This window comes from Acidovorax carolinensis (assembly GCF_002157145.1).
In the GTDB taxonomy this organism is placed as follows: domain Bacteria; phylum Pseudomonadota; class Gammaproteobacteria; order Burkholderiales; family Burkholderiaceae_C; genus Acidovorax; species Acidovorax carolinensis.
In genome coordinates this window covers 3,032,906-3,052,420 of the sequence record NZ_CP021361.1, presented here as the reverse complement: position 1 = coordinate 3,052,420, position 19,515 = coordinate 3,032,906, and the positions used below count along the sequence as shown (strand labels likewise).

The 19,515-nt window shown below is 63.2% G+C and carries 19 protein-coding genes and 1 pseudogene; 7 read left to right on the top strand and 13 right to left on the bottom strand.

The window, feature by feature from the left end; translation table 11 throughout:
* Nucleotides 1–47 precede the first annotated feature (47 nt).
* From leuB to grpE, 9 genes and pseudogenes are all read right to left on the bottom strand, one after another.
* The gene (gene leuB, locus CBP34_RS14255; RefSeq protein ID WP_086927873.1) at nucleotides 48–1,118 is read right to left on the bottom strand and encodes a 3-isopropylmalate dehydrogenase; all 1,071 of its coding nucleotides are present in this window, start codon (nucleotides 1,116–1,118) and stop codon (nucleotides 48–50) included.
* Nucleotides 1,119–1,411: 293 nt separating this feature from the next.
* On the bottom strand, nucleotides 1,412–2,062 hold the full coding sequence (gene leuD / locus CBP34_RS14250; RefSeq protein WP_086913028.1) for a 3-isopropylmalate dehydratase small subunit: 651 nt from the start codon (nucleotides 2,060–2,062) through the stop codon (nucleotides 1,412–1,414).
* A gap of 11 nt (nucleotides 2,063–2,073) precedes the next feature.
* A complete protein-coding gene (locus CBP34_RS14245) occupies nucleotides 2,074–2,199 on the bottom strand; it encodes an entericidin A/B family lipoprotein (RefSeq protein WP_086927872.1) in 126 nt (41 codons plus the stop codon).
* An 11-nt stretch (nucleotides 2,200–2,210) separates the two neighbouring features.
* Nucleotides 2,211–3,631: pseudogene (gene leuC / locus CBP34_RS14240) on the bottom strand (3-isopropylmalate dehydratase large subunit).
* Nucleotides 3,632–3,667: 36 nt separating this feature from the next.
* Entirely contained in the window at nucleotides 3,668–4,606 is a 939-nt protein-coding gene (locus CBP34_RS14235) for a LysR family transcriptional regulator (protein WP_094098420.1), read from the bottom strand.
* Nucleotides 4,607–4,847: 241 nt separating this feature from the next.
* Entirely contained in the window at nucleotides 4,848–6,212 is a 1,365-nt protein-coding gene (locus CBP34_RS14230) for an MBL fold metallo-hydrolase (RefSeq protein ID WP_086927869.1), read from the bottom strand.
* 213 nt (nucleotides 6,213–6,425) lie between these two features.
* Entirely contained in the window at nucleotides 6,426–7,571 is a 1,146-nt protein-coding gene (gene dnaJ / locus CBP34_RS14225) for a molecular chaperone DnaJ (RefSeq protein ID WP_086913023.1), read from the bottom strand.
* Nucleotides 7,572–7,676: 105 nt separating this feature from the next.
* Nucleotides 7,677–9,623 (bottom strand): molecular chaperone DnaK, encoded by a 1,947-nt coding sequence (dnaK, locus tag CBP34_RS14220; RefSeq protein WP_094098419.1) that lies wholly within the window; start codon nucleotides 9,621–9,623, stop codon nucleotides 7,677–7,679.
* 81 nt (nucleotides 9,624–9,704) lie between these two features.
* Entirely contained in the window at nucleotides 9,705–10,256 is a 552-nt protein-coding gene (grpE, locus tag CBP34_RS14215) for a nucleotide exchange factor GrpE (RefSeq protein WP_086913021.1), read from the bottom strand.
* Between the two features lie 242 nt (nucleotides 10,257–10,498).
* Between grpE and rpsF the strand changes: the two genes are divergently transcribed.
* From rpsF to CBP34_RS14185, 6 genes are all read left to right on the top strand, one after another.
* The gene (gene rpsF / locus CBP34_RS14210; protein WP_094098418.1) at nucleotides 10,499–10,918 is read left to right on the top strand and encodes a 30S ribosomal protein S6; all 420 of its coding nucleotides are present in this window, start codon (nucleotides 10,499–10,501) and stop codon (nucleotides 10,916–10,918) included.
* Nucleotides 10,919–10,938: 20 nt separating this feature from the next.
* A complete protein-coding gene (priB, locus tag CBP34_RS14205; RefSeq protein ID WP_087744402.1) occupies nucleotides 10,939–11,229 on the top strand; it encodes a primosomal replication protein N in 291 nt (96 codons plus the stop codon).
* A 17-nt stretch (nucleotides 11,230–11,246) separates the two neighbouring features.
* Nucleotides 11,247–11,528: a 30S ribosomal protein S18 gene (rpsR, locus tag CBP34_RS14200; RefSeq protein WP_005795932.1), complete on the top strand. Its 282-nt coding sequence runs from the start codon at nucleotides 11,247–11,249 to the stop codon at nucleotides 11,526–11,528.
* 12 nt (nucleotides 11,529–11,540) lie between these two features.
* The gene (gene rplI, locus CBP34_RS14195) at nucleotides 11,541–11,993 is read left to right on the top strand and encodes a 50S ribosomal protein L9 (protein ID WP_094098417.1); all 453 of its coding nucleotides are present in this window, start codon (nucleotides 11,541–11,543) and stop codon (nucleotides 11,991–11,993) included.
* A 167-nt stretch (nucleotides 11,994–12,160) separates the two neighbouring features.
* A complete protein-coding gene (gene dnaB, locus CBP34_RS14190) occupies nucleotides 12,161–13,579 on the top strand; it encodes a replicative DNA helicase (RefSeq protein ID WP_094098416.1) in 1,419 nt (472 codons plus the stop codon).
* Nucleotides 13,580–13,644: 65 nt separating this feature from the next.
* The gene (locus CBP34_RS14185) at nucleotides 13,645–14,673 is read left to right on the top strand and encodes an IS30 family transposase (RefSeq protein ID WP_094098415.1); all 1,029 of its coding nucleotides are present in this window, start codon (nucleotides 13,645–13,647) and stop codon (nucleotides 14,671–14,673) included.
* Nucleotides 14,674–14,765: 92 nt separating this feature from the next.
* On the opposite strand, the gene CBP34_RS14180 is transcribed toward CBP34_RS14185, so the two are convergent.
* The 4 genes from CBP34_RS14180 to CBP34_RS14165 all read right to left on the bottom strand — a co-directional run bounded on the left by CBP34_RS14180 (nucleotide 14,766) and on the right by CBP34_RS14165 (nucleotide 18,092).
* Entirely contained in the window at nucleotides 14,766–15,152 is a 387-nt protein-coding gene (locus CBP34_RS14180) for a hypothetical protein (protein ID WP_094098414.1), read from the bottom strand.
* 2 nt (nucleotides 15,153–15,154) lie between these two features.
* Complete coding sequence (locus CBP34_RS14175; protein WP_094098413.1) at nucleotides 15,155–16,915, bottom strand: PhoH family protein; 1,761 nt, start codon at nucleotides 16,913–16,915, stop codon at nucleotides 15,155–15,157.
* Between the two features lie 181 nt (nucleotides 16,916–17,096).
* Nucleotides 17,097–17,582: a peroxiredoxin gene (locus CBP34_RS14170; protein ID WP_086913014.1), complete on the bottom strand. Its 486-nt coding sequence runs from the start codon at nucleotides 17,580–17,582 to the stop codon at nucleotides 17,097–17,099.
* A 129-nt stretch (nucleotides 17,583–17,711) separates the two neighbouring features.
* The gene (locus tag CBP34_RS14165; RefSeq protein ID WP_086927864.1) at nucleotides 17,712–18,092 is read right to left on the bottom strand and encodes an Mth938-like domain-containing protein; all 381 of its coding nucleotides are present in this window, start codon (nucleotides 18,090–18,092) and stop codon (nucleotides 17,712–17,714) included.
* Between the two features lie 157 nt (nucleotides 18,093–18,249).
* Here CBP34_RS14165 and CBP34_RS14160 point away from each other — a divergent pair, with 157 nt between their 5' ends.
* Nucleotides 18,250–19,479, top strand: coding sequence for a pyridoxal phosphate-dependent aminotransferase (locus tag CBP34_RS14160; protein WP_086913012.1), 1,230 nt, complete (start codon nucleotides 18,250–18,252; stop codon nucleotides 19,477–19,479).
* The last annotated feature ends 36 nt before the right edge of the window (nucleotides 19,480–19,515 follow it).

The window sequence follows — 19,515 nt, the reverse complement described above, 5'->3', positions numbered from 1 at the left end:
GGACTGCCTCTTTATGGTGAAGGTGCGCTTGGGGGGGTGAAAGAACCTCAGCCCAGCGCCTTCACCACCGCATCGCCCATCTGCGCCGTGCCCACCTTGGTGGTGCCTTCGCTGTAGATATCGCCTGTGCGCAGGCCCTGGGCCAGCACCTTTTGCACAGCGGCTTCGATGCGCTGGGCGGCGGCTTCCTGGTTCAGGCTGAAGCGCAGCATCATCGCGGCGCTCAGGATGGTGGCCAGCGGGTTGGCGATCCCCTTGCCCGCGATATCCGGCGCGCTGCCGTGGCTGGGTTCGTACAGACCCTGGTTGCTGCTGTTCAGGCTGGCCGAGGGCAGCATGCCGATGGAGCCGGTGAGCATGGACGCTTCGTCCGAGAGGATGTCGCCGAACATGTTGCCCGTGACCACCACGTCAAACGCCTTGGGCGCCTTCACGAGCTGCATGGCTGCGTTGTCCACGTACATGTGCTGCAGTTCCACGTCGGGGTACTGCTGGCCCACTTCGGTCATCACGTCCTTCCAGAACTGGAAGGTTTCGAGTACGTTGGCCTTGTCCACGCTGGTGACCTTCTTGCTGCGCTTGCGCGCGGCCTGGAAGGCGACATGGGCGATGCGCTCGATCTCTGGGCGGCTGTAGCGCATGGTGTCAAACGCTTCCTCTGCACCGGGGAAGTGGCCGTCGGTGGCCACGCGGCGGCCGCGCGGCTGGCCGAAGTAGATGTCGCCCGTCAACTCGCGGATGATGAGGATGTCAAGGCCCGCAATCAGCTCGGGCTTGAGGCTCGACGCTCCGACGAGCTGCTCGTAGCAGATGGCGGGGCGGAAGTTGGCGAACAGGCCCAGGTTCTTGCGCAGGCCCAGGATGGCCTGCTCGGGGCGCAGGGGCCGGTCGAGCTTGTCGTACTTCCAGTCACCCACGGCGCCGAACAGGATGGCGTCGGCTTCCTTGGCGAGCTTGAGGGTCGATTCGGGCAGCGGGTGGCCGTGGGCGTCGTAAGCGGCGCCGCCGACCAGGGCCGATTCCATCTCGAACTTCAGGTCGAGTGCCTGGAGCACCTTGACGGCCTCGGCCACGATTTCGGTGCCAATGCCGTCACCCGGCAGAACTGCGATTTTCATTATTTGCTTCTCTATTGATAGCTACTAGCGCTTTAACAGTAAGCGCTAAAGGCCAATTTGACTGCTATTTTGATGGCCGGGCGGCGCTGCGACCCCGGCCATCCAACGGACGGACCGCTCATTTCGTTTGAATTTTTCGCTGCACCACCAGCGTCCCACGAAACTGGCGCGGCCCAAGCCAGGGCAGCCAAGCAAGGGCCGCCCCGCAGCGAGGGCTGCGTCTCCCTGCCCGCAGCGCGCAGCGCTGCGAGAGCGGGGGGAAGCGGCAAAGCCGCTCAGGGGGGTGTTTCATTTCACGACACCATGGTGTGCGCCAGCCACGGCTTGGTCGCCAGGCGCTGTGCCTCAAAAGCCTTGATCTTGTCCGACTGGCGCAGGGTCAGGCCGATGTCGTCAAAGCCGTTGAGCAGGCAGTATTTGCGGAAGGCCTGCACCTCGAACGGGATCTCTTCACCTTGCGGGCGAACAATCACCTGGCGCTCCAGGTCGATGGTGAGCTGGTAGCCGGGGAAGGCCAGCACTTCATCAAACAGCTGGGCCACGGTAGCCTCGGGCAGCACGATGGGCAGCAGGCCGTTCTTGAAGCAGTTGTTGAAGAAGATGTCGGCAAAGCTGGGCGCGATCACGGCGCGAAAGCCGAACTGGTCCAACGCCCAGGGGGCATGCTCGCGGCTGGAGCCGCAGCCGAAATTCTTGCGCGCCAGCAGGATGGAGGCGCCTGCATAGCGCGGCTGGTTCAGCACGAAGTCGGGGTTGGGCTTGCGGCTGGCGGGGTCCTGGCCGGGCTCGCCGTGGTCCAGGTAGCGCCATTCGTCAAACAGGTTCACGCCGAAGCCGGTCTTCTTGATCGACTTGAGGAATTGCTTGGGGATGATGGCGTCGGTATCGACGTTCTCGCGGTCCATGGGGGCGACCAGCCCCTGGAGCTTGGTGAATTTCTGCATGGTGTTCTTTGTTACTTGGCGGCGCGCTCGATGGCGCTGCCTGCGCGTTCGATGTCCTGGCCCACGCCCTTGACGGTGTTGCATCCGGCCAGCACAAAAGCAGCGGACAGGGCGAGGATGGTGGCAATCTTCTTCATGGCGGTCTCCTTCAGGCGAATTGGCGAATGTCTACAAAATGGCCGTGCACGGCGGCGGCGGCGGCCATGGCGGGGCTGACCAGGTGGGTGCGGCCGCCGGCGCCCTGGCGGCCTTCAAAGTTGCGGTTGCTGGTGCTGGCGCAGCGCTCGCCGGGCTCCAGGCGGTCGGCGTTCATGGCCAGACACATGGAGCAGCCGGGCTCGCGCCACTCAAAGCCTGCGGCCACAAAGATCTTGTCCAGTCCTTCGCGCTCGGCCTGTTCCTTGACCAGGCCCGAGCCCGGTACGACCATGGCCAGCTTGACGTTGCTGGCCACCTTGCGGCCCAGGTTCTTCACCACGGCGGCGGCTTCTCGCATGTCTTCGATGCGGCTGTTGGTGCACGAACCGATGAACACCTTGTCGATGGTGATGTCGTTGATGGCCTTGCCGGGTTGCAGGCCCATGTAGGTCAGGGCCCGCTCGATGGCGCCGCGTTTGTTGGCGTCCTTTTCCTTGTCGGGGTCGGGCACGCGCGCGTCCACGCCCAGCACCATCTCGGGCGAAGTGCCCCAGGTGACCTGCGGCACGATGTCTGCCGCGTCGAGCTTGACGACGGTGTCGAACTTCGCGTCGGGGTCGGAGTGCAGCGTCTTCCAGTACGCCACGGCCTGGTCCCATTCCACGCCGGTGGGCGAGAGCGGGCGGCCCTTGACGTATTCAATCGTCTTGTCGTCCACGGCCACCAGGCCGGCGCGCGCACCGCCTTCGATGGCCATGTTGCACACGGTCATGCGGCCTTCCATGCTCATGGCGCGGAACACCGAACCGGCAAACTCGATGGTGTAGCCCGTGCCGCCTGCCGTGCCGATCTTGCCGATGATGGCCAGCACCACGTCCTTGGGGGTCACGCCTTTGGCGAGCTGGCCGTCCACCTGCACCAGCATGTTCTTGGCCTTCTTGGCCAGCAGGGTCTGCGTGGCCATCACATGCTCGACCTCGCTGGTGCCGATGCCGTGGGCCAGTGCGCCAAACGCGCCGTGCGTGCTGGTGTGGCTGTCGCCGCACACCACGGTCATGCCGGGCAGCGTGGCGCCGTTTTCTGGGCCGATCACGTGCACGATGCCTTGGCGCTTGTGCATGAACGGGAAGAATGCGGCCGGCGTGATTTGCGCCATGTTGTCGTTCAGTGTGGTGATCTGTTCCTTGCTGATCGGGTCGGCGATGCCGTCGTAGCCGTTTTCCCAGCCCGTGGTGGGCGTGTTGTGGTCGGCCGTGCCCACGATGGAGCTCATGCGCCACACCTTGCGGCCGCCTCTCGCAGGCCTTCAAACGCCTGGGGGCTGGTGACTTCGTGCACCAGATGGCGGTCGATGTAGAGGATGGAGGTGCCGTCCTCTTCGGTGTGGACGACGTGCTCGTCCCAGATCTTGTCGTACAGGGTGCGTCCCATGGCGGTCTCTTTTCGTGGGTGTGGGTGAATTGGATTTTAGGCGGGCGTGAAAGTGCCGGGCGACGGGTGGATCAGGTGCTCCACCAGCAGCCGGGCCGTGACGGGCAGGGCTTCGAAGTCGCGGGCCACCACGCGCAACTCGCGCTGGGCCCAAGCGTCGGTGAGGGGGATGGCTTGCAGGCGGCCCACACCGTGCATGAGGGCAAAGGCCCGGTCGGGCAGCAGGCCCACGCCCAGGCCGTTGTCGATCATGCGGCACATGGCATCAAGCCCGGTGACCTGGATGCGCTGGCGCAGGGGGCGGCCGGCGGCAGCAGCTGCGGCGCGCATGGCCAGGCTGATGCTGCTGTTGGCATGCAGGCCGACAATGTCCCAGTCCAGCACTTCTTCAAAATTAATAGCTGCTTGCGCTGACAGGGCGTGCGCTGCAGGCACAACCAGCACCAAACGATCGGTGCGGTACGGGCGGCTTTGCAGGTCGGCGGCAGCGGGCCCGCCGGTATTGCAGATGCCCAGATCGGCCGCGCCTTCCTGCACCGCGTGCAGCACATCGCTGCTCAGGTGTTCCTGCAGGTCGATCTTGACCTGGCTGTGCGCGCGCGCAAAAGCGCCCAGGTCCTCGGGCAGAAACTGCACGATGGCCGAAATGTTGGCGTGCATGCGCACATGGCCGCGCACGCCCTCGGCGTATTCACTGAGTTCGCCCTGCATGCGCTCCAGGCCAAACAGCACCGTGCGCGCATGGTGCAGCAGGCTTTCGCCCGCCGGCGTGAGCGTGACGCCCCGGCTGTGGCGGTAGAGCAGGGCGGTGTCCACGGCGGTTTCCAGGTCGGAAAGCCGCTTGCTCACGGCCGATGCCGCAATGAACTCGCGCTCCGCCGCGCGGCCGATGCTGCCGAGCTCGCACACCGCCACAAAGAGTTGCAGTGAAGTGAGGTCAATGCGGCGCGCAAAACTGCGCTCGGAGCTTTTCATGGATGGGGTGTAGTCTTCTTGTTTCGAGAAGACTTTCTATTTTCCACCCAATTTTTTGCGTTTGTCATCGCTGAACGCGATGGCATTCGTCGTGCAAAGGGTTAGTTCATCAAAAAAGTGAGCTGTTGGCGCTTGATTTCAATGCGCTTCAGGGTCTTTTATGGCTGAAAGCCAATAAAGACGAGCGCCAGGCGCTCATTTTTTGAACTGTGACGCCGGCAGGGTTCTCCACTGAGCGCCGTCAGGCGGTCAGGGTGCTGCCGTGCTCGGGCACTGCGGCGCGCCAGCGCAGTTCATGCTCGATGCGCTGGCGCAGCATGTCGGCCGCGCCCATTTCGCCGTGCACCACAAAAACGCGGTCGGGCGCATGCCCCATGCTTCGCAGCCAGGCCAGAGTCTGGTTGGCGTCGGCGTGGGCCGAGGCGGAGGTGAGCTGCACCACTTCGGCGCGCACCTCGACGTCCTGCCCGTGGATGCGGGTGGTCTTTTCGCCGCTGGCGATGCGCGCGCCGCGCGTGCCTGGCGCCTGGTAGCCGGTGATGATGACCATGTTGCGGTGGTCGCCCGCATACAGCGCCAGGTGGTGCAGCACGCGCCCGCCCGTGGCCATGCCGCTGGCCGACAGGATCACCATGGGGCCGTGGCGGCGCGCCAGGGCCTTCGATTCGTCGGTGGTCTGCACCATGGTGGCACTGTGCGAGAGGGCGTCTGCCTCGTGCGCCGTCAGCCGGTGCTCGCCCGCGTGGTGGGCAAACAGCCCTGTGGTGCTCACGGCCATGGGGCTGTCCAGAAACACCGGCAGCGAGCGGGCGATGGCGCCCTGCTTCTTGAGCAGGTTGATGGCATGCAGCACGGTCTGCGCCCGGCCCACGGCAAACACCGGCACCACGGCCACGCCGCCGCGCTGGGACAGGCGTTGCAGGGCGGGGGCCAGCTCTTGCAGGATGTTTTCCTGCGTGTGCTGGCGGTCGCCGTAGGTGGATTCGACCAGCACCGTGTCGGCCTGGGGGGGGGCTTCGGGCGGGTTCATGATCAGGTCGTCGGGCCGTCCCAGGTCGCCCGAAAACAGGATGCGCCGCCCGCCCACTTCCAGCAGCATGCTGGCCGCGCCCAGGATGTGCCCGGCGGGTGTGAAGGTCACGCGCCAGCCGGGAATCGGCTCAAACGCCTTGTGGTACGCATGGGTGCGGAACTGCTTCATGCAGTGCTGCGCATCCAGCCGGGTGTAAAGCGGCAGCGCCGGTGCGTGCTGCGAGAGCTGGTGGCGGTTCAAAAAGGCGGCGTCTTCTTCCTGCAGGTGGCCGCTGTCGGGCAGCAGGATGGCGCACAGGTCGCGCGTGCCGGGGGTGCAGTGAATGGGCTTGGTGTAGCCGTCGCGTGCCAGCAGCGGCAGGTAGCCGCTGTGGTCGAGGTGCGCATGGGTCAGCACCACGGCGTCAATCTGGTGCGGCGTGACGGGCAGGGGCTGCCAGTTGCGCTGGCGCAGCAGCTTGTAGCCCTGAAACAGGCCGCAATCGACCAGCATGCTGTGGCCGTTGTGGCGCACCAGGTATTTGGAGCCGGTGACGGTGCCCGCGCCGCCCAGAAAAGTGATGTTGACGTCCATTGTGATTCTCCATGCGTGTCTATGGTTGCCATCGTAGCGGCCTGCGCTGCCCGTCCGCTCGGGGCGGAGCGGGGCGCTATCTGATTCAGGCCAAGGCGCGATGGCAAAGAATGCGGGAAAGGAGCGCGCGCGGGGACAAGAAAAAAAGGCCGCCCTGCGTGGTGCGGGGCAGCCTGGTGTGAAACGCAGGGCGCCTTGCGCGGCGCCCGGTGCTCAGCTGAAGAAGTTCTTCAGTCGGTCGGTCCAGCTTTCGCCGCTGGGCGAGTGGCGGCCGCCACCCTTCTTCAGTGACTCCTCCAGTTCGCGCAGCAGCTTGCGCTGGTGCTCGGTGAGCTTGACGGGCGTTTCCACCGCGATGTGGCAATACAGGTCGCCAGGATAGCTGGCGCGCACGCCCTTGATGCCCTTGCCGCGCAGGCGAAACTGCTTGCCGGCCTGCGTGCCTTCGGGGATGTCGATGGCTGCCTTGCCGGCGAGCGTGGGCACCTCGATCTCGCCGCCCAGCGCCGCCGTGATGAAGCTCACGGGCACCTGGCAGTGCAGGTCGTCGCCGTCGCGCTCGAAGATGTCGTGCTTCTTCAGGCGGATCTCGATGTACAGGTCGCCCGGCGGGCCGCCGTTGGTGCCAGGCTCGCCGTTGCCGGTGCTGCGGATGCGCATGCCGTCGTCGATGCCGGCCGGAATCTTCACTTCCAGCGTCTTTTGCTTCTTGAGCTTGCCCTGGCCATGGCAGGTGGTGCAGGGCTCGGGAATGATCTTGCCGGTGCCGCGGCAGTGCGGGCAGGTTTGCTGCACGCTGAAAAAGCCCTGGCGCATCTGCACCGTGCCGCTGCCCGTGCAGGTGGTGCAGGTCTTGGCGCTGGTGCCGGGCTTGGCGCCACTGCCATGGCAGGTGTCGCAGCTTTCCCACGACGGAATGCGGATCTGCGCATCCTTGCCGCGCGCGGCTTCTTCGAGGGTGATTTCCATGGCGTAGCTGAGGTCGCTGCCGCGGTACACCTGACGGCCCCCCGCGCCACGCCCACGCCCACCCTGTTGGCCGAACATGTCTCCAAAAATGTCGCCAAAGGCCTCGGCAAAGCCGCCAAACCCTTCCGCACCGGGCCCGCCGGGGCCGCGCATATTCGGGTCCACGCCGGCGTGGCCGTACTGGTCGTAGGCAGCGCGCTTTTGGGCATCCGACAGCATCTCGTAGGCCTCTTTGGCCTCCTTGAACTTCTCTTCGGCGCCCTTGGCCGTATCCCCCTGGTTGCGGTCAGGGTGGTGCTTCATCGCCAGCTTGCGATAGGCCTTCTTGATGTCTTCTTCCGAGGCGTTCTTGGGAACACCCAGGATTTCGTAATAGTCTCTTTTCGACATGGTCTTTCTGCACCCGGTTGGAACAGGAACGCCGCGCAGGCCTTGGAACCCCTGTTGAAAGGTCCTTCGGGCCCCGCGCGGCGGCTGGGGTCAATGGGGGCTTGGTCAGCCCTTCTTGACTTCCTTCACTTCAGCATCGACCACGTTGTCGTCGTCCGCGGGCTTGGCGGAAGAAGCCGATGCACTTGCAGCATCCGCGCCGCCGGCTGCCTGGGCTGCCTGCGCAGCCTGGGATTCGGCGTACATCTTCTCGCCCAGCTTCTGGCTGGCGGTCATCAGTTCGGTGGTCTTGGCGTCGATGGCGTCCTTGTCTTCACCCTTGAGCACTTCTTCCAGTGCCTTGACCGCAGCGGTGATCGCGTCCTTTTCGCCGGCATCCAGCTTGTCGCCATGCTCGGCCAGGCTCTTGTTCACGCTGTGCACTGCGGCCTCGCCCTGGTTGCGGGCCTGGATCAGCTCGAGCTTTTTCTTGTCGTCGGCGGCATTGAGCTCGGCGTCTTTCACCATCTGCTGGATTTCTTCTTCCGACAGGCCCGAGTTGGCCTTGATGGTGATCTTGTTTTCCTTGCCGGTGCCCTTGTCCTTGGCGCCCACATGCAGGATGCCGTTGGCGTCGATGTCGAACGACACCTCGATCTGCGGCGTGCCGCGCGATGCGGGTGGAATGCCTTCCAGGTTGAATTCGCCCAGCAGCTTGTTGCCCGAAGCCATCTCACGCTCGCCCTGGTAGACCTTGATGGTCACGGCAGGCTGGTTGTCATCGGCCGTCGAGAAGGTCTGCGCGAACTTCGTCGGGATGGTCGTGTTCTTGGTGATCATCTTGGTCATCACGCCGCCCAGGGTCTCAATGCCCAGGCTCAATGGCGTCACGTCCAGCAGCAGCACGTCCTTGCGGTCGCCCGACAGCACCTGGCCCTGGATGGCCGCGCCCACAGCCACGGCTTCGTCGGGGTTCACGTCCTTGCGGGGTTCCTTGCCGAAGAATTCCTTGACCTTGTCCTGCACCTTGGGCATGCGGGTCATGCCGCCGACCAGGATCACATCGTTGATGTCGGACACGCTGATGCCCGCGTCCTTGATTGCCGTGCGGCAGGGGGCGATGGTGCGCTCGATGAGCTCTTCCACCAGCGCTTCGAGCTTGGCGCGCGTAAGCTTGATGTTCAGGTGCTTGGGGCCCGAGGCATCGGCCGTGATGTAGGGCAGGTTGATGTCGGTCTGCGCGCTGTTGGACAGCTCGATCTTGGCTTTTTCAGCCGCTTCCTTGAGGCGCTGCAGGGCCAGCACGTCCTTGGACAGATCAACGCCTTGCTCTTTCTTGAACTCGGCAATGATGTAGTCGATGATGCGCTGGTCGAAGTCTTCGCCGCCCAGGAAGGTGTCGCCGTTGGTGGAGAGCACTTCAAACTGCTTTTCGCCATCCACATCGGCGATTTCGATGATGGACACGTCGAACGTGCCACCACCCAGGTCATACACGGCAATCTTGCGGTCGCCCTTTTCCTGCTTGTCCAGGCCAAAAGCCAGGGCCGCTGCGGTGGGCTCGTTGATGATGCGCTTGACTTCCAGGCCGGCAATGCGGCCAGCGTCCTTGGTGGCTTGGCGCTGGGCGTCGTTGAAGTAGGCGGGCACGGTAATCACGGCTTCGGTGACGGGCTCGCCCAGGTAATCTTCGGCGGTCTTCTTCATCTTGCGCAGGATGTCGGCGCTGACCTGCTGGGCCGAGATCTTGGTGCCGCGCACTTCCACCCACGCGTCGCCGTTGTCGGCGGCCGTGATCTTGTAGGGCATCAGGTCGATGTCCTTTTGCACTTCTTTTTCGGTGAACTTGCGACCGATCAGGCGCTTGATCGCGTACAGCGTGTTCTTGGGATTGGTCACGGCCTGGCGCTTGGCCGAGGCACCGACGAGCACTTCACCATCTTCCTGGTACGCAACGATCGACGGCGTGGTGCGGGCACCTTCCGAGTTTTCGATCACGCGGGTGGTGTTGCCTTCCATGACGGACACGCAGCTGTTGGTGGTGCCCAGATCGATACCGATGATTTTTCCCATGTTCTTCTCCGCAATGTTGGAATGGTTGGATGACTAGTAACTTGTGGATAACTTGAAGGGGTTCAAGCTGTTTTCCGGAAATTATTTGGGGGCTGCCACGGTCACCAGGGCGGGGCGCAGCACGCGCTCGGCGATCACGTAGCCTTTTTGCAGCACGGCCACCACGGTGTTCGCTTCTTGTTCGGCAGGCACCACGCTGATGGCCTGGTGCTGGTGCGGGTCGAATTTGTCGCCAGCTGCCGGGTTGATGGCCAGCACCTTGTTGCGCTCCAGGGCCGAGGTCAGCTGGCGCAGGGTGGCGTCGGAGCCTTCGCGCAGTTGCTGGGCCGTGGCGTTCTGGATGGCCAGCGCCGCGTCCAGGCTGTCTGCCACGGGCAGCAGGCTTTCGGCAAAGCTTTCGATGCCGAACTTGCGGGCCTTGGATACTTCGTCTTCCGCGCGGCGGCGGGCGTTTTCCGCCTCGGCCTTGGCGCGCAGGAACTGGTCGGCCAGTTCAGCGCTTTTGGCCTTGATTTCGGCCAGTTCGCCCTGCAGGCGGGCCATTTCGTCAGAAGCGTTGGCGGCCATGGCGGCTTCGACTTCTTCAGGGGCGGGAGTGCTTTGAAGGGGGGATTGCTGGCTGTTATCGGACATATCGGGATTTTTTGAAACGAACGGATACGCGACAAGAATGGGGCGGGCGGCCTGTATTTCAAGGTCTGCGTTGGCGCAACGCCGCTTTGGTCGGGCGAAATGACACCGCAAAAACGCGTCGGTGAGGGCGTGAGTGTACAAGCGCCAGGATGCGGGCTATAATCACCGGCTTTGCCTTGCCACACCGCACAATCCACAAAGGATTGGGACGCAACGGGTGGTCTTACCCAGAAGGAGTATGCATGCGTCATTACGAAATCATTTTGTTGATCCATCCGGATCAAAGCGAACAAGTTCCAGCCATGCTGGAGCGCTACAAGGGCATGATCACCGCTGGCGGTGGCAAGGTGCACCGCGTGGAAGACTGGGGCCGCCGTCAACTGGCGTACCTGATCAACAAGCTGGCCAAGGCCCACTATCTGTGCGTGAACATCGAAGCCGACCAGGCCGTGATGGCTGAACTGGAGCACGCCTTCAAGTTCAACGACGCCGTGTTGCGCCACCTGACGGTTCAGAAGAAGAAGGCTGACACCGGCCCGTCTTCGATGATGAAGACCGTCGAGCGCGAAGAAGCCCGCAAGGTCAGCCAAGCCGAATACGCCGCTGCGGGCGAACGCGGTGGTGATCGTGGCGACCGCGCCGAGCGTTCTGCTGATCGCTGATTGACAGTTCCGCCTGAGGAGTGGAAAACCGCGTTGTCTTGACCGCCTGTATCGCCGAGGCCGAGGCCTTGCGCTACACGCCCGCCGGATTGCCTGCCATTGCGCTGCGACTTGAACACGAGTCAAGCCAGTCTGAAGCAGGTCAGCCCCGGGACGTCAAGGCCGCCATGAAAGCCGTTGCCTTTGGTGCAATGGCCGAGCGTCTGGCAAGACAGAACATCGGAAGTCTCTGGACTTTCAGTGGATTTCTGGCCACACCACGCAATGGCAAGAACGCAGTGCTCCACATCCAGGATATTCAACAAAATTAATTTGCAAGGGGTCCGCAATGGCCACGTTCAAGAAGTTCAACAAAGACAAGCGCCCAAAGCGCAACACCCAGTCCCTGCTGTTCAAGCGCAAGCGCTTTTGCCGCTTCACGGTGACGGGCGTTGAAGAAATCGACTACAAGGATGTCGACACGCTGCGCGATTTCATCGCCGAAAACGGCAAGATCATCCCCGCACGCCTGACCGGCACGCGCGCCATCTTCCAGCGTCAGCTGAACACCGCCATCAAGCGCGCCCGCTTCCTGGCCCTGGTGCCTTACAGCGACCAGCACAAGATCTAAGGAGCACAACCCATGCAAATCATCCTGCTCGACAAGGTTGTGAACCTCGGCAACCTCGGCGAAATCGTCAAGGTCAAGGACGGCTACGCCCGCAACTTCCTGATTCCTTCGGGCCGTGCCCGTCGCGCCACCGAAGCCAACAAGGCTGAGTTTGAAGCCAAGCGCGTCGAACTCGAAAAGGCTGCTGCCGCCAAGCTGGCAGAAGCCCAGGCCCAAGGCGAGAAGCTCGCCGGCACGACCGTCAAGCTGACGCAAAAGGCTGGCGTGGACGGCCGTCTGTTTGGTTCCGTGACCAACCATGACATCGCCGAAGAGCTGAACAAGCAAGGCTACAAGGTCGCCAAGGCCCAGATCCGCCTGCCCAACGGTCCCATCAAGGTTGTCAGCGAAACTGCTGTCAGCGTGGCTCTGCACACTGATGTGGTCGTGGAAGTCAACGTGTCGGTCTATGGCGAAACCGCCTGATCGTCATTCGTGACCTGCCGCAAAAGCCGCCTTCGGGCGGCTTTTGCTTTTGGCGCGCCGTGTTCATACAGGGCCACCCACAGTCTGCCCCCTGGTTATTCACAGGCTTGTCCCCATCCCGTCAGGCTGCTCTGCGCTAGCATCGAAGGCTTGTCCCAAGGAACCCCATGTCCGCTGTTTTCCCCCCGCTCGATGACCATGGTTTCGCTCCATCCATGCCGGACCGCGAGATTGCCCAGCTGCGCGTGCCTCCGCACTCGATCGAGGCGGAGTCGAGTGTGCTCGGCGGGCTGCTGCTCGATAACAATGCCTGGGACCGTGTGGGCGATCTGCTCAAGGATGGCGACTTCTACCGCTACGAGCACAAGCTGATCTATGCCGCCATTGGCGGCCTGATCAATGGCAGCAAGCCGGCCGATGTGATCACGGTGTATGAGCAGCTGCAGGGGCTGGGAAAGGCCGAGGAAATCGGTGGCTTGGGGTACCTGAACAACCTGGCGCAATATGTGCCCAGCGCCAGCAACATCCGCCGCTACGCCGAGATCGTGCGCGAGCGGGCCATTCTGCGCAAGCTGGTCACGGCCAGCGACGAAATCGCCACCAACGCCTTCAACCCGCAGGGCAAGCCGGTGGACAAGATCCTCGACGAGGCCGAGCAAAAAATCTTCAACATCGGTGAAGAAGGCTCGCGCATGAAGCAGGGCTTTCAGGCCATGGACACCCTGGTGGTGGACCTGCTCGACCGCGTGCAGGAGATGGCGGACAACCCCAATGACATCACCGGCGTGCCCACGGGGTTTGTCGACCTGGACCGCATGACCTCGGGCCTGCAGGCCGGCGACATGGTGGTGCTGGCTGCGCGCCCGTCCATGGGTAAAACGGCGTTTGCGGTGAACATTGCCGAGCATGTGGCGCTGAACGAAGGCCTGCCCGTGGCTATCTTCTCGATGGAAATGGGCGCTGCCCAGTTGGCCGTGCGTATCGTCGGCTCGATTGGCCGCATCAACCAGGGCAACCTGCGCACCGGCAAGCTCAGTGATGAAGAATGGCCGCGCCTGACCGAAGCCATCGAAAAGTTGCGCACGGTGTCGCTGCACATCGACGAAACACCGGGTCTTACGCCCAGTGAGCTGCGCGCCAATGCGCGGCGCCTGGCGCGCCAGTGCGGCAAGCTGGGCCTGATCGTGGTGGACTATTTGCAGCTGATGAGTGGCTCTAGCGGTTCTCAGGGCGAAAACCGGGCCACCGAGCTGGGTGAAATTTCGCGGGGCCTGAAGATGCTGGCCAAGGAGCTGCAGTGTCCGGTGATTGCGCTGTCGCAGCTCAACCGCTCGGTAGAGCAGCGCACCGACAAGCGCCCCATGATGAGTGACCTGCGCGAATCGGGCGCCATCGAGCAGGATGCCGACATCATCATGTTCATCTACCGCGACGACTACTACAACAAGGACAGCAAAGAGCCGAACGTGGCCGAGGTCATCATCGGCAAACAGCGTAACGGCCCTACCGGCACCGTGAAGCTGTTCTTCCAGAAGTCGCAGACGCGCTTTGAGAGCCTGGCGATGGGGTCGGGCGACGATTTCTGATAAAAATGGCCGCTAGCGCTTGGCGGCCTCAATTCCGAAGTGCAACACCGAGAATTGAGGTCAAGATGACAAAGAAGAATTACCAGCAGTTGAGCGAGAGCGAGCGCCATGCGATCGCCTTGGGGCTTCAGCAAAAGCAAAGCCTCAGCGCCATAGCGCGGGCCTTGGGGCGCTGCAAGAGCACCATCAGCCGGGAATGCCAACGTAATGCGGGCGCCAAGGCCTACACCTCCAAGTTCGCCCAGCAACGCAGCGACAGGCGCAGATGCTTTGCCCGTCCCCAGCCCAAACTGCACCGCGATGGACCTTTGTTCAAGATCGTTCGCGACTATCTGCTCCGGCACTGGTCTCCCCAGCAAATCGCTGGGCAGTTGAAGAAACTGCACCCTGACAACAAGCGCAAACAAGTGTCCCACGAGAGCATCTACACCTGCATCTACGCCCAGCCCCGCGGAGAGCTCAAGAAGGAGCTGGTGGCCTGCTTGCGCATGGCCCGCGCCAAGCGCTGGCCGCGCTCCAAAGGCGAGGATCGGCGTGGGCAAATCACCGACCTGCTGAGCATCCATGTGCGCCCACCCGAGATTGAGGATCGTCAGTTGCCCGGGCACTGGGAGGGCGACCTCATCAAGGGCAAAGGCAATGCCAGTGCCATTGGCACGCTGCTCGAGCGCACGACCCGCCTGGTGGTGCTGGTCAAGCTGCCGCACCCCAACCCGGCGACAGCGGCACATGTACTGCAGGCCTTCAGCGACAAGCTCAATGGCATTGCCAGCCCGATGCGCCAGAGCCTGACCTATGACCGTGGCAGTGAGATGGCAGAGCATGCCAAGCTCACCGAGAACACGGGCATGAAGGTGTACTTCTGTGACCCCTACAGCCCCTGGCAGCGGGGCTCCAACGAAAACACCAATGGATTGCTGCGGCAGTACTTCCCCAAGGGGACTGATCTGAGCGGCTATAGCCAGCAGTATCTGGATGCCGTAGCCGATGAGCTCAATGGGCGCCCCAGGATGACTCTGGGGTGGAGCAAGCCCATTGAGGTTTATGCCGAACATTTGGCCCGGCTGACACAACAGCCTGATTCAGTGCATTAATGAATATTTGTTGCACTTGGACTTGAATCCGCCCTTGATGGATAAGCGCGAGAAGCTATCAAAATAGAAGCGTTTTACGACGCCCACCTGCGCTACTGCCGCAGTGCCCACACCAGTAGCCCCGCGCACACCGCCCCCAGCACCGCGATGGCCGCAGTGAGGCGCTGGTTGCGAAGGCGTAGCACTTCCACCGCCTGGACCACCTGGGCATTCTGTTCGGCCAGGGACTGGATAAGGATGGCTGACTCCTGCTGCTCCTGCTCCAGGCGTGCCACACGCTCGCGCAATTGCTGCAGTTGCAGGGCGACCGGGGGCGTGGCTGCGTCGCCCGCACCCGCCAGCGTGCCGGCAGCGGCATCCGCAGTGCCCTGCCGCGTGCTGCCCAGCAGCTTTTTGGCCGCCTGCAAAATCTGGGGCGTCGCCTCCAGGACGTCGCCCCAGGGCACCAGCTTGAGGGCCGCAACCCAGCCCACGGCCATCTTTACAGCACCTCGCTGGCGAAGTCTGCCAGGCGTGAGCGCTCGCCGCGCGCCAGCGTGATGTGGCCGCTGTGCGGCCAGCCCTTGAAGCGGTCCACCGCGTAGGTCAGGCCGGACGAGCCTTCGGTGAGGTAGGGTGTGTCGATCTGCGCGAGGTTGCCCATGCAGATGATCTTGGTTCCGGGGCCGGCGCGCGTGATCAGTGTCTTCATCTGCTTGGGCGTGAGGTTTTGCGCCTCGTCGATGATCACGTACTTGTTCAGGAAGGTGCGGCCGCGCATGAAGTTCATGCTCTTGATCTTGATGCGGCTGCGGATCAACTCATTGGTCGCCGCACGGCCCCATTCGCCGGCGTTGCCACCGTCGCCCTTGGCCAGGAACTCCAGGTTGTCGTCCAGCGCGCCCATCCAGGGGCCCATCTTTTCCTCTTCGGTGCCGGGCAGAAAGCCGATGTCCTCGCCCACGCTCACGGTGGCGCGGGTCATGATGATTTCGGTGTAACGGCGGTCATCCAGCACCTGCGTGAGACCGGCCGCCAGCGCCAGCAGGGTCTTACCGGTGCCGGCCGTGCCGGTCAGCGTGACGAAATCGACCTCGGGGTCCATGAGCAGGTTCATGGCGTAGTTCTGCTCGCGGTTGCGTGTGGTCACGCCCCACACGGCATGCTTGGCCGAGCCATAGTCCTTGAGCGTCTGCAGCACCGCTGTCTTCTCACGGATCTCACTGACCCGGGCAAACAGGCTGGGCTCGCCCGGTGCCTCAAAGTAAACGAACTGGTTGATCAGCAGTTGCGGCACGATGGGACCACCGATGCGGTAGTAGGTGTGCGCGCCGCTTTGCCAGCTCTCCACGTTCTTGCCGCTTTTCACCCAGAAATCGGCGGGCAGCGCCAGCACGCCAGAGTAGAGCAGGTCGCCATCTTCCAGCGTCTTGTCGTTCTGGTAGTCCTCGGCGTTCAGGCCCAGGGCACGCGCCTTGACACGCATGTTGATGTCCTTGGACACCAGCACCACTTCGCGCGGGGCATGCAGCTTGCGCAGCGCTTCCACCACGCCCAGGATCTGGTTGTCGGCCTTGCCTTGCGGCAGGCTGGTGGGCAGGCTGTAGTCGAGCGGCACCGTCTGGAAGAACAGGTGGCCGCCGGCGGCGCGCTGGCCCGTGGAATCGAGCTTGAGGCCCTTGGCCATGTCGGCGCCTGGAGCGGCGGCCAGGGCGTCGAGCGTGCGGCTGGCCTGGCGGCCGTTGCGCGCCACTTCGGTCATGCCCTTCTTGTGGCCGTCGAGCTCTTCCAGCACGATCATCGGCAGGAAGATGTCGTGTTCCTCAAAGCGGAACAGGCTGGTCGGGTCGTGCAGCAGCACGTTGGTGTCCAGCACAAACAACTTGGCCGGCCCTTGTGGTGCCGATTTTTTGCTGCGTGACGATGCAACGGGTGTCGTGACCACGCCGGTGGCAGCGGTTTTGCCAGCGCCATTGCTGCGCGTGCTGGTGGAGCGGCGCGCGGCGGGTGCGGGGGCCACGGCCGGCGCGGGAGTGGGGGCAGGCGTGCGCGACTTGGTCTCGACCTGGATGAGGGCCGGAGCAGCGAGTTCGACGACGGCGGCCTGGCTGCGCTCGCTTTTGCGGCCGCCCCGGCTGGCCGGTTCTGCCTTCAGTGCAACGTCGGGGAGCAGATCTTGGGTGTGACGGGGGCGTGCGACGGCGTCGTAGTCTTCAGGAGCAAGCAGGGCAGCGCGCCGGCTGGGGGCTGGGGGCAGGGGCATGGTGGCAGAGCCTCGGGCAGTGGGGTGTTCAGAAAGCAAAAAGCCGCCTGGAGACCAAGGCGGCTTTGGGGGAGAAAAAACGCGTTGCTGTTTTCAGAAGCATCGAACCATTATGCCCATGCACCATGTCGGATTGCGGAAGGCGTCCGCGATCCGTGTGGGGTGCATGCAACGGTGGGCTTCAGGCGGCCTTTTTCAGGGCCTTGATGGTCTTGACCGCCTTGAGCACTTCGTCCACATGGCCTGGCACCTTGAGGCCGCGCCACTCATTGTGGAGAATGCCATCGGGCCCGATCAGGAAGGTGCTGCGCTCGATACCCTTGACCTTCTTGCCGTACATGATCTTGTTCTTGACCACGCCGAACATGTGGCACATTTTTTCTTCGGTGTCGGCGATAAGTTCGAAGGGCAGTTCCAGCTTTTCCTTGAACTCGTCGTGCGACTTCATGTTGTCGCGCGAGACGCCGAAAACCGCCGCGCCCGCCTTGGCAAAGTCCTTGTACCTGTCGCGGAACTGCATGGCTTCCGTGGTGCAACCGGGCGTGTTGTCCTTGGGATAGAAGTACAGAATCACAATCTGGCCCAGGTGGGAGGTGTTGGAAACCTTGATTCCACCAGTCGCGTTGGCTTCAAATTCAGGGAGGGGTTTGTTGACAACGATCGCCATGGCACTTCTATCTCTCAGGATGTAGTCGTTGAAAAGCCGGGGGAGCTGGGGTGTTATTGCTCTTGGTGGTGCCCCCGACCGCAACCGGCGATTTTACCCTGAAATCACCCTGGGGCCAATCTGCTGACCTTAAGGCCCTGGCGCTTCGAGGATGAGCGCTGCCACCACGTTGCGGCCTTCGCTGGCGAGGATGTTGTAGGTGCGGCAGGCGGCGGGGGTGTCCATGGTTTCGAGGCCCAGGCGCCGGGCCATCAGCGGCTGCAGCCACGCTGGCGGCGGAAAACGGTTGCGCACGCCGCTGCCAAAGATGATCAGTTCGGCCTCCAGGGTGGCCAGCTGGGCGAAATGATCGGGCGTCAGGTCTTCGAAGCGGGTGCACGGCCAGGCCATGCGCAGGCCGCCCGAACCCAGGATGATGCTGGTGGTGATCTTGTCCGCATCCATACCAATCCAGCCGGGGCCGTAGGCACGGATGGTCTGCGCTGTGGACGGTTCGGGCTGAAATTTCATGCGAGGGCTGGGTTGGGTTGCGGCGGACCGCAGAGTGGGGCTTTGCGGGGCGCGGTGGCCTCTGGGGCGCGGTCGATCTGTGGTCAAATTATAGGTTTCGCCAAGGCGCCCCGGGCGCTGGCAGGTCTCTGACCCCACCGCACTCCCACGTCAGCCCATGAAAACCGTCCATAAATCCGCCAAGCTCGCCAACGTCTGCTACGACATCCGGGGCCCCATCATGGACGCGGCCCGGCAGATGGAGGAAGACGGCCACAAGATCATCAAGCTCAACATCGGCAACCTGGCGGTGTTTGGTTTTGATGCCCCCGAAGAGATTCAGCAGGACATGATCCGCAACCTGCCCAACTCGGCCGGGTACTCGGACAGCAAGGGCATTTTTGCGGCGCGCAAGGCCGTGATGCACGAGACGCAAAAACAGGGCGTCAAGGGCGTCACGCTGGACGACATTTATCTGGGCAACGGCGCCAGCGAGCTCATCGTGATGGCCACCAATGCGCTGCTCGACACCGGCGACGAGTTGCTGCTGCCCTCGCCCGACTACCCGCTGTGGACGGCGGCGGCCAGCCTGTCGGGCGGCACGCCCGTGCATTACCTGTGTGACGAAGCCAATGGCTGGATGCCCGACCTCGATGACATCCGCTCCAAGGTCACGCCCCGCACCAAGGGCATCGTGGTCATCAATCCCAACAACCCCACCGGCGCGCTGTATTCGGACGAGCTGCTCAGGGGCATCGTCGCCATCGCCCGCGAACATGGCCTGGTCATCTTTGCCGACGAGGTGTACGACAAGGTGCTGTACGACGGCGCGCGCCACACCGCGCTGGGCAGCCTGAGTGAGGACGTGCTCACACTCACCTTCAACTCGCTGTCCAAGAGCTACCGCTCCTGCGGTTACCGCGCTGGCTGGCTGGTGGTGTCGGGCGACAAGAAGCCTGCCCGCGACTACATCGAGGGCCTGAACATGCTCTCGAACATGCGCCTGTGCGCCAACGTGCCCGGCCAGTGGGCCGTGCAGACGGCCCTGGGCGGTTATCAGAGCATCAACGAACTGGTGGGCGAGGGCGGCCGCCTGCGCAAGCAGCGTGACCTGGCCTACCAGCTCATCACTGCCATTCCCGGGGTGACCTGCGTGAAGCCCCAGGCGGCGCTGTACATGTTTCCGCGCCTTGATCCGGTGATTTATCCGATCAAGGACGACCAGCAGTTCTTTCTGGAGCTGCTGCAGGAAACCAAGGTCATGCTGGTCCAGGGCACGGGCTTCAACTGGGCCTGGCCCGACCATTTCCGCATCGTGTTCCTGCCCCATGAGGACGACCTGCGCGAGGCCATTGGCCGCGTGGCGCGCTTTCTCGAGCAGTACCGCAAGCGCTTCGGTACCGACTGATACTCTTTTTTTGATAGCTGCTTGCGCTTATAGATA

Bases quoted from the DNA above. Each gene is read 5' to 3' on its own strand.
- leuB (WP_086927873.1), bottom strand. From the start codon at position 1,118: ATGAAAATCGCAGTTCTGCCGGGTGACGGCATTGGCACCGAAATCGTG.
- leuD (WP_086913028.1), bottom strand. From the start codon at position 2,062: ATGCAGAAATTCACCAAGCTCCAGGGGCTGGTCGCCCCCATGGACCGC.
- CBP34_RS14245 (WP_086927872.1), bottom strand. From the start codon at position 2,199: ATGAAGAAGATTGCCACCATCCTCGCCCTGTCCGCTGCTTTTGTGCTG.
- CBP34_RS14235 (WP_094098420.1), bottom strand. From the start codon at position 4,606: ATGAAAAGCTCCGAGCGCAGTTTTGCGCGCCGCATTGACCTCACTTCA.
- CBP34_RS14230 (WP_086927869.1), bottom strand. From the start codon at position 6,212: ATGGACGTCAACATCACTTTTCTGGGCGGCGCGGGCACCGTCACCGGC.
- dnaJ (WP_086913023.1), bottom strand. From the start codon at position 7,571: ATGTCGAAAAGAGACTATTACGAAATCCTGGGTGTTCCCAAGAACGCC.
- dnaK (WP_094098419.1), bottom strand. From the start codon at position 9,623: ATGGGAAAAATCATCGGTATCGATCTGGGCACCACCAACAGCTGCGTG.
- grpE (WP_086913021.1), bottom strand. From the start codon at position 10,256: ATGTCCGATAACAGCCAGCAATCCCCCCTTCAAAGCACTCCCGCCCCT.
- rpsF (WP_094098418.1), top strand. From the start codon at position 10,499: ATGCGTCATTACGAAATCATTTTGTTGATCCATCCGGATCAAAGCGAA.
- rpsR (WP_005795932.1), top strand. From the start codon at position 11,247: ATGGCCACGTTCAAGAAGTTCAACAAAGACAAGCGCCCAAAGCGCAAC.
- rplI (WP_094098417.1), top strand. From the start codon at position 11,541: ATGCAAATCATCCTGCTCGACAAGGTTGTGAACCTCGGCAACCTCGGC.
- dnaB (WP_094098416.1), top strand. From the start codon at position 12,161: ATGTCCGCTGTTTTCCCCCCGCTCGATGACCATGGTTTCGCTCCATCC.
- CBP34_RS14185 (WP_094098415.1), top strand. From the start codon at position 13,645: ATGACAAAGAAGAATTACCAGCAGTTGAGCGAGAGCGAGCGCCATGCG.
- CBP34_RS14180 (WP_094098414.1), bottom strand. From the start codon at position 15,152: ATGGCCGTGGGCTGGGTTGCGGCCCTCAAGCTGGTGCCCTGGGGCGAC.
- CBP34_RS14175 (WP_094098413.1), bottom strand. From the start codon at position 16,915: ATGCCCCTGCCCCCAGCCCCCAGCCGGCGCGCTGCCCTGCTTGCTCCT.
- CBP34_RS14170 (WP_086913014.1), bottom strand. From the start codon at position 17,582: ATGGCGATCGTTGTCAACAAACCCCTCCCTGAATTTGAAGCCAACGCG.
- CBP34_RS14165 (WP_086927864.1), bottom strand. From the start codon at position 18,092: ATGAAATTTCAGCCCGAACCGTCCACAGCGCAGACCATCCGTGCCTAC.
- CBP34_RS14160 (WP_086913012.1), top strand. From the start codon at position 18,250: ATGAAAACCGTCCATAAATCCGCCAAGCTCGCCAACGTCTGCTACGAC.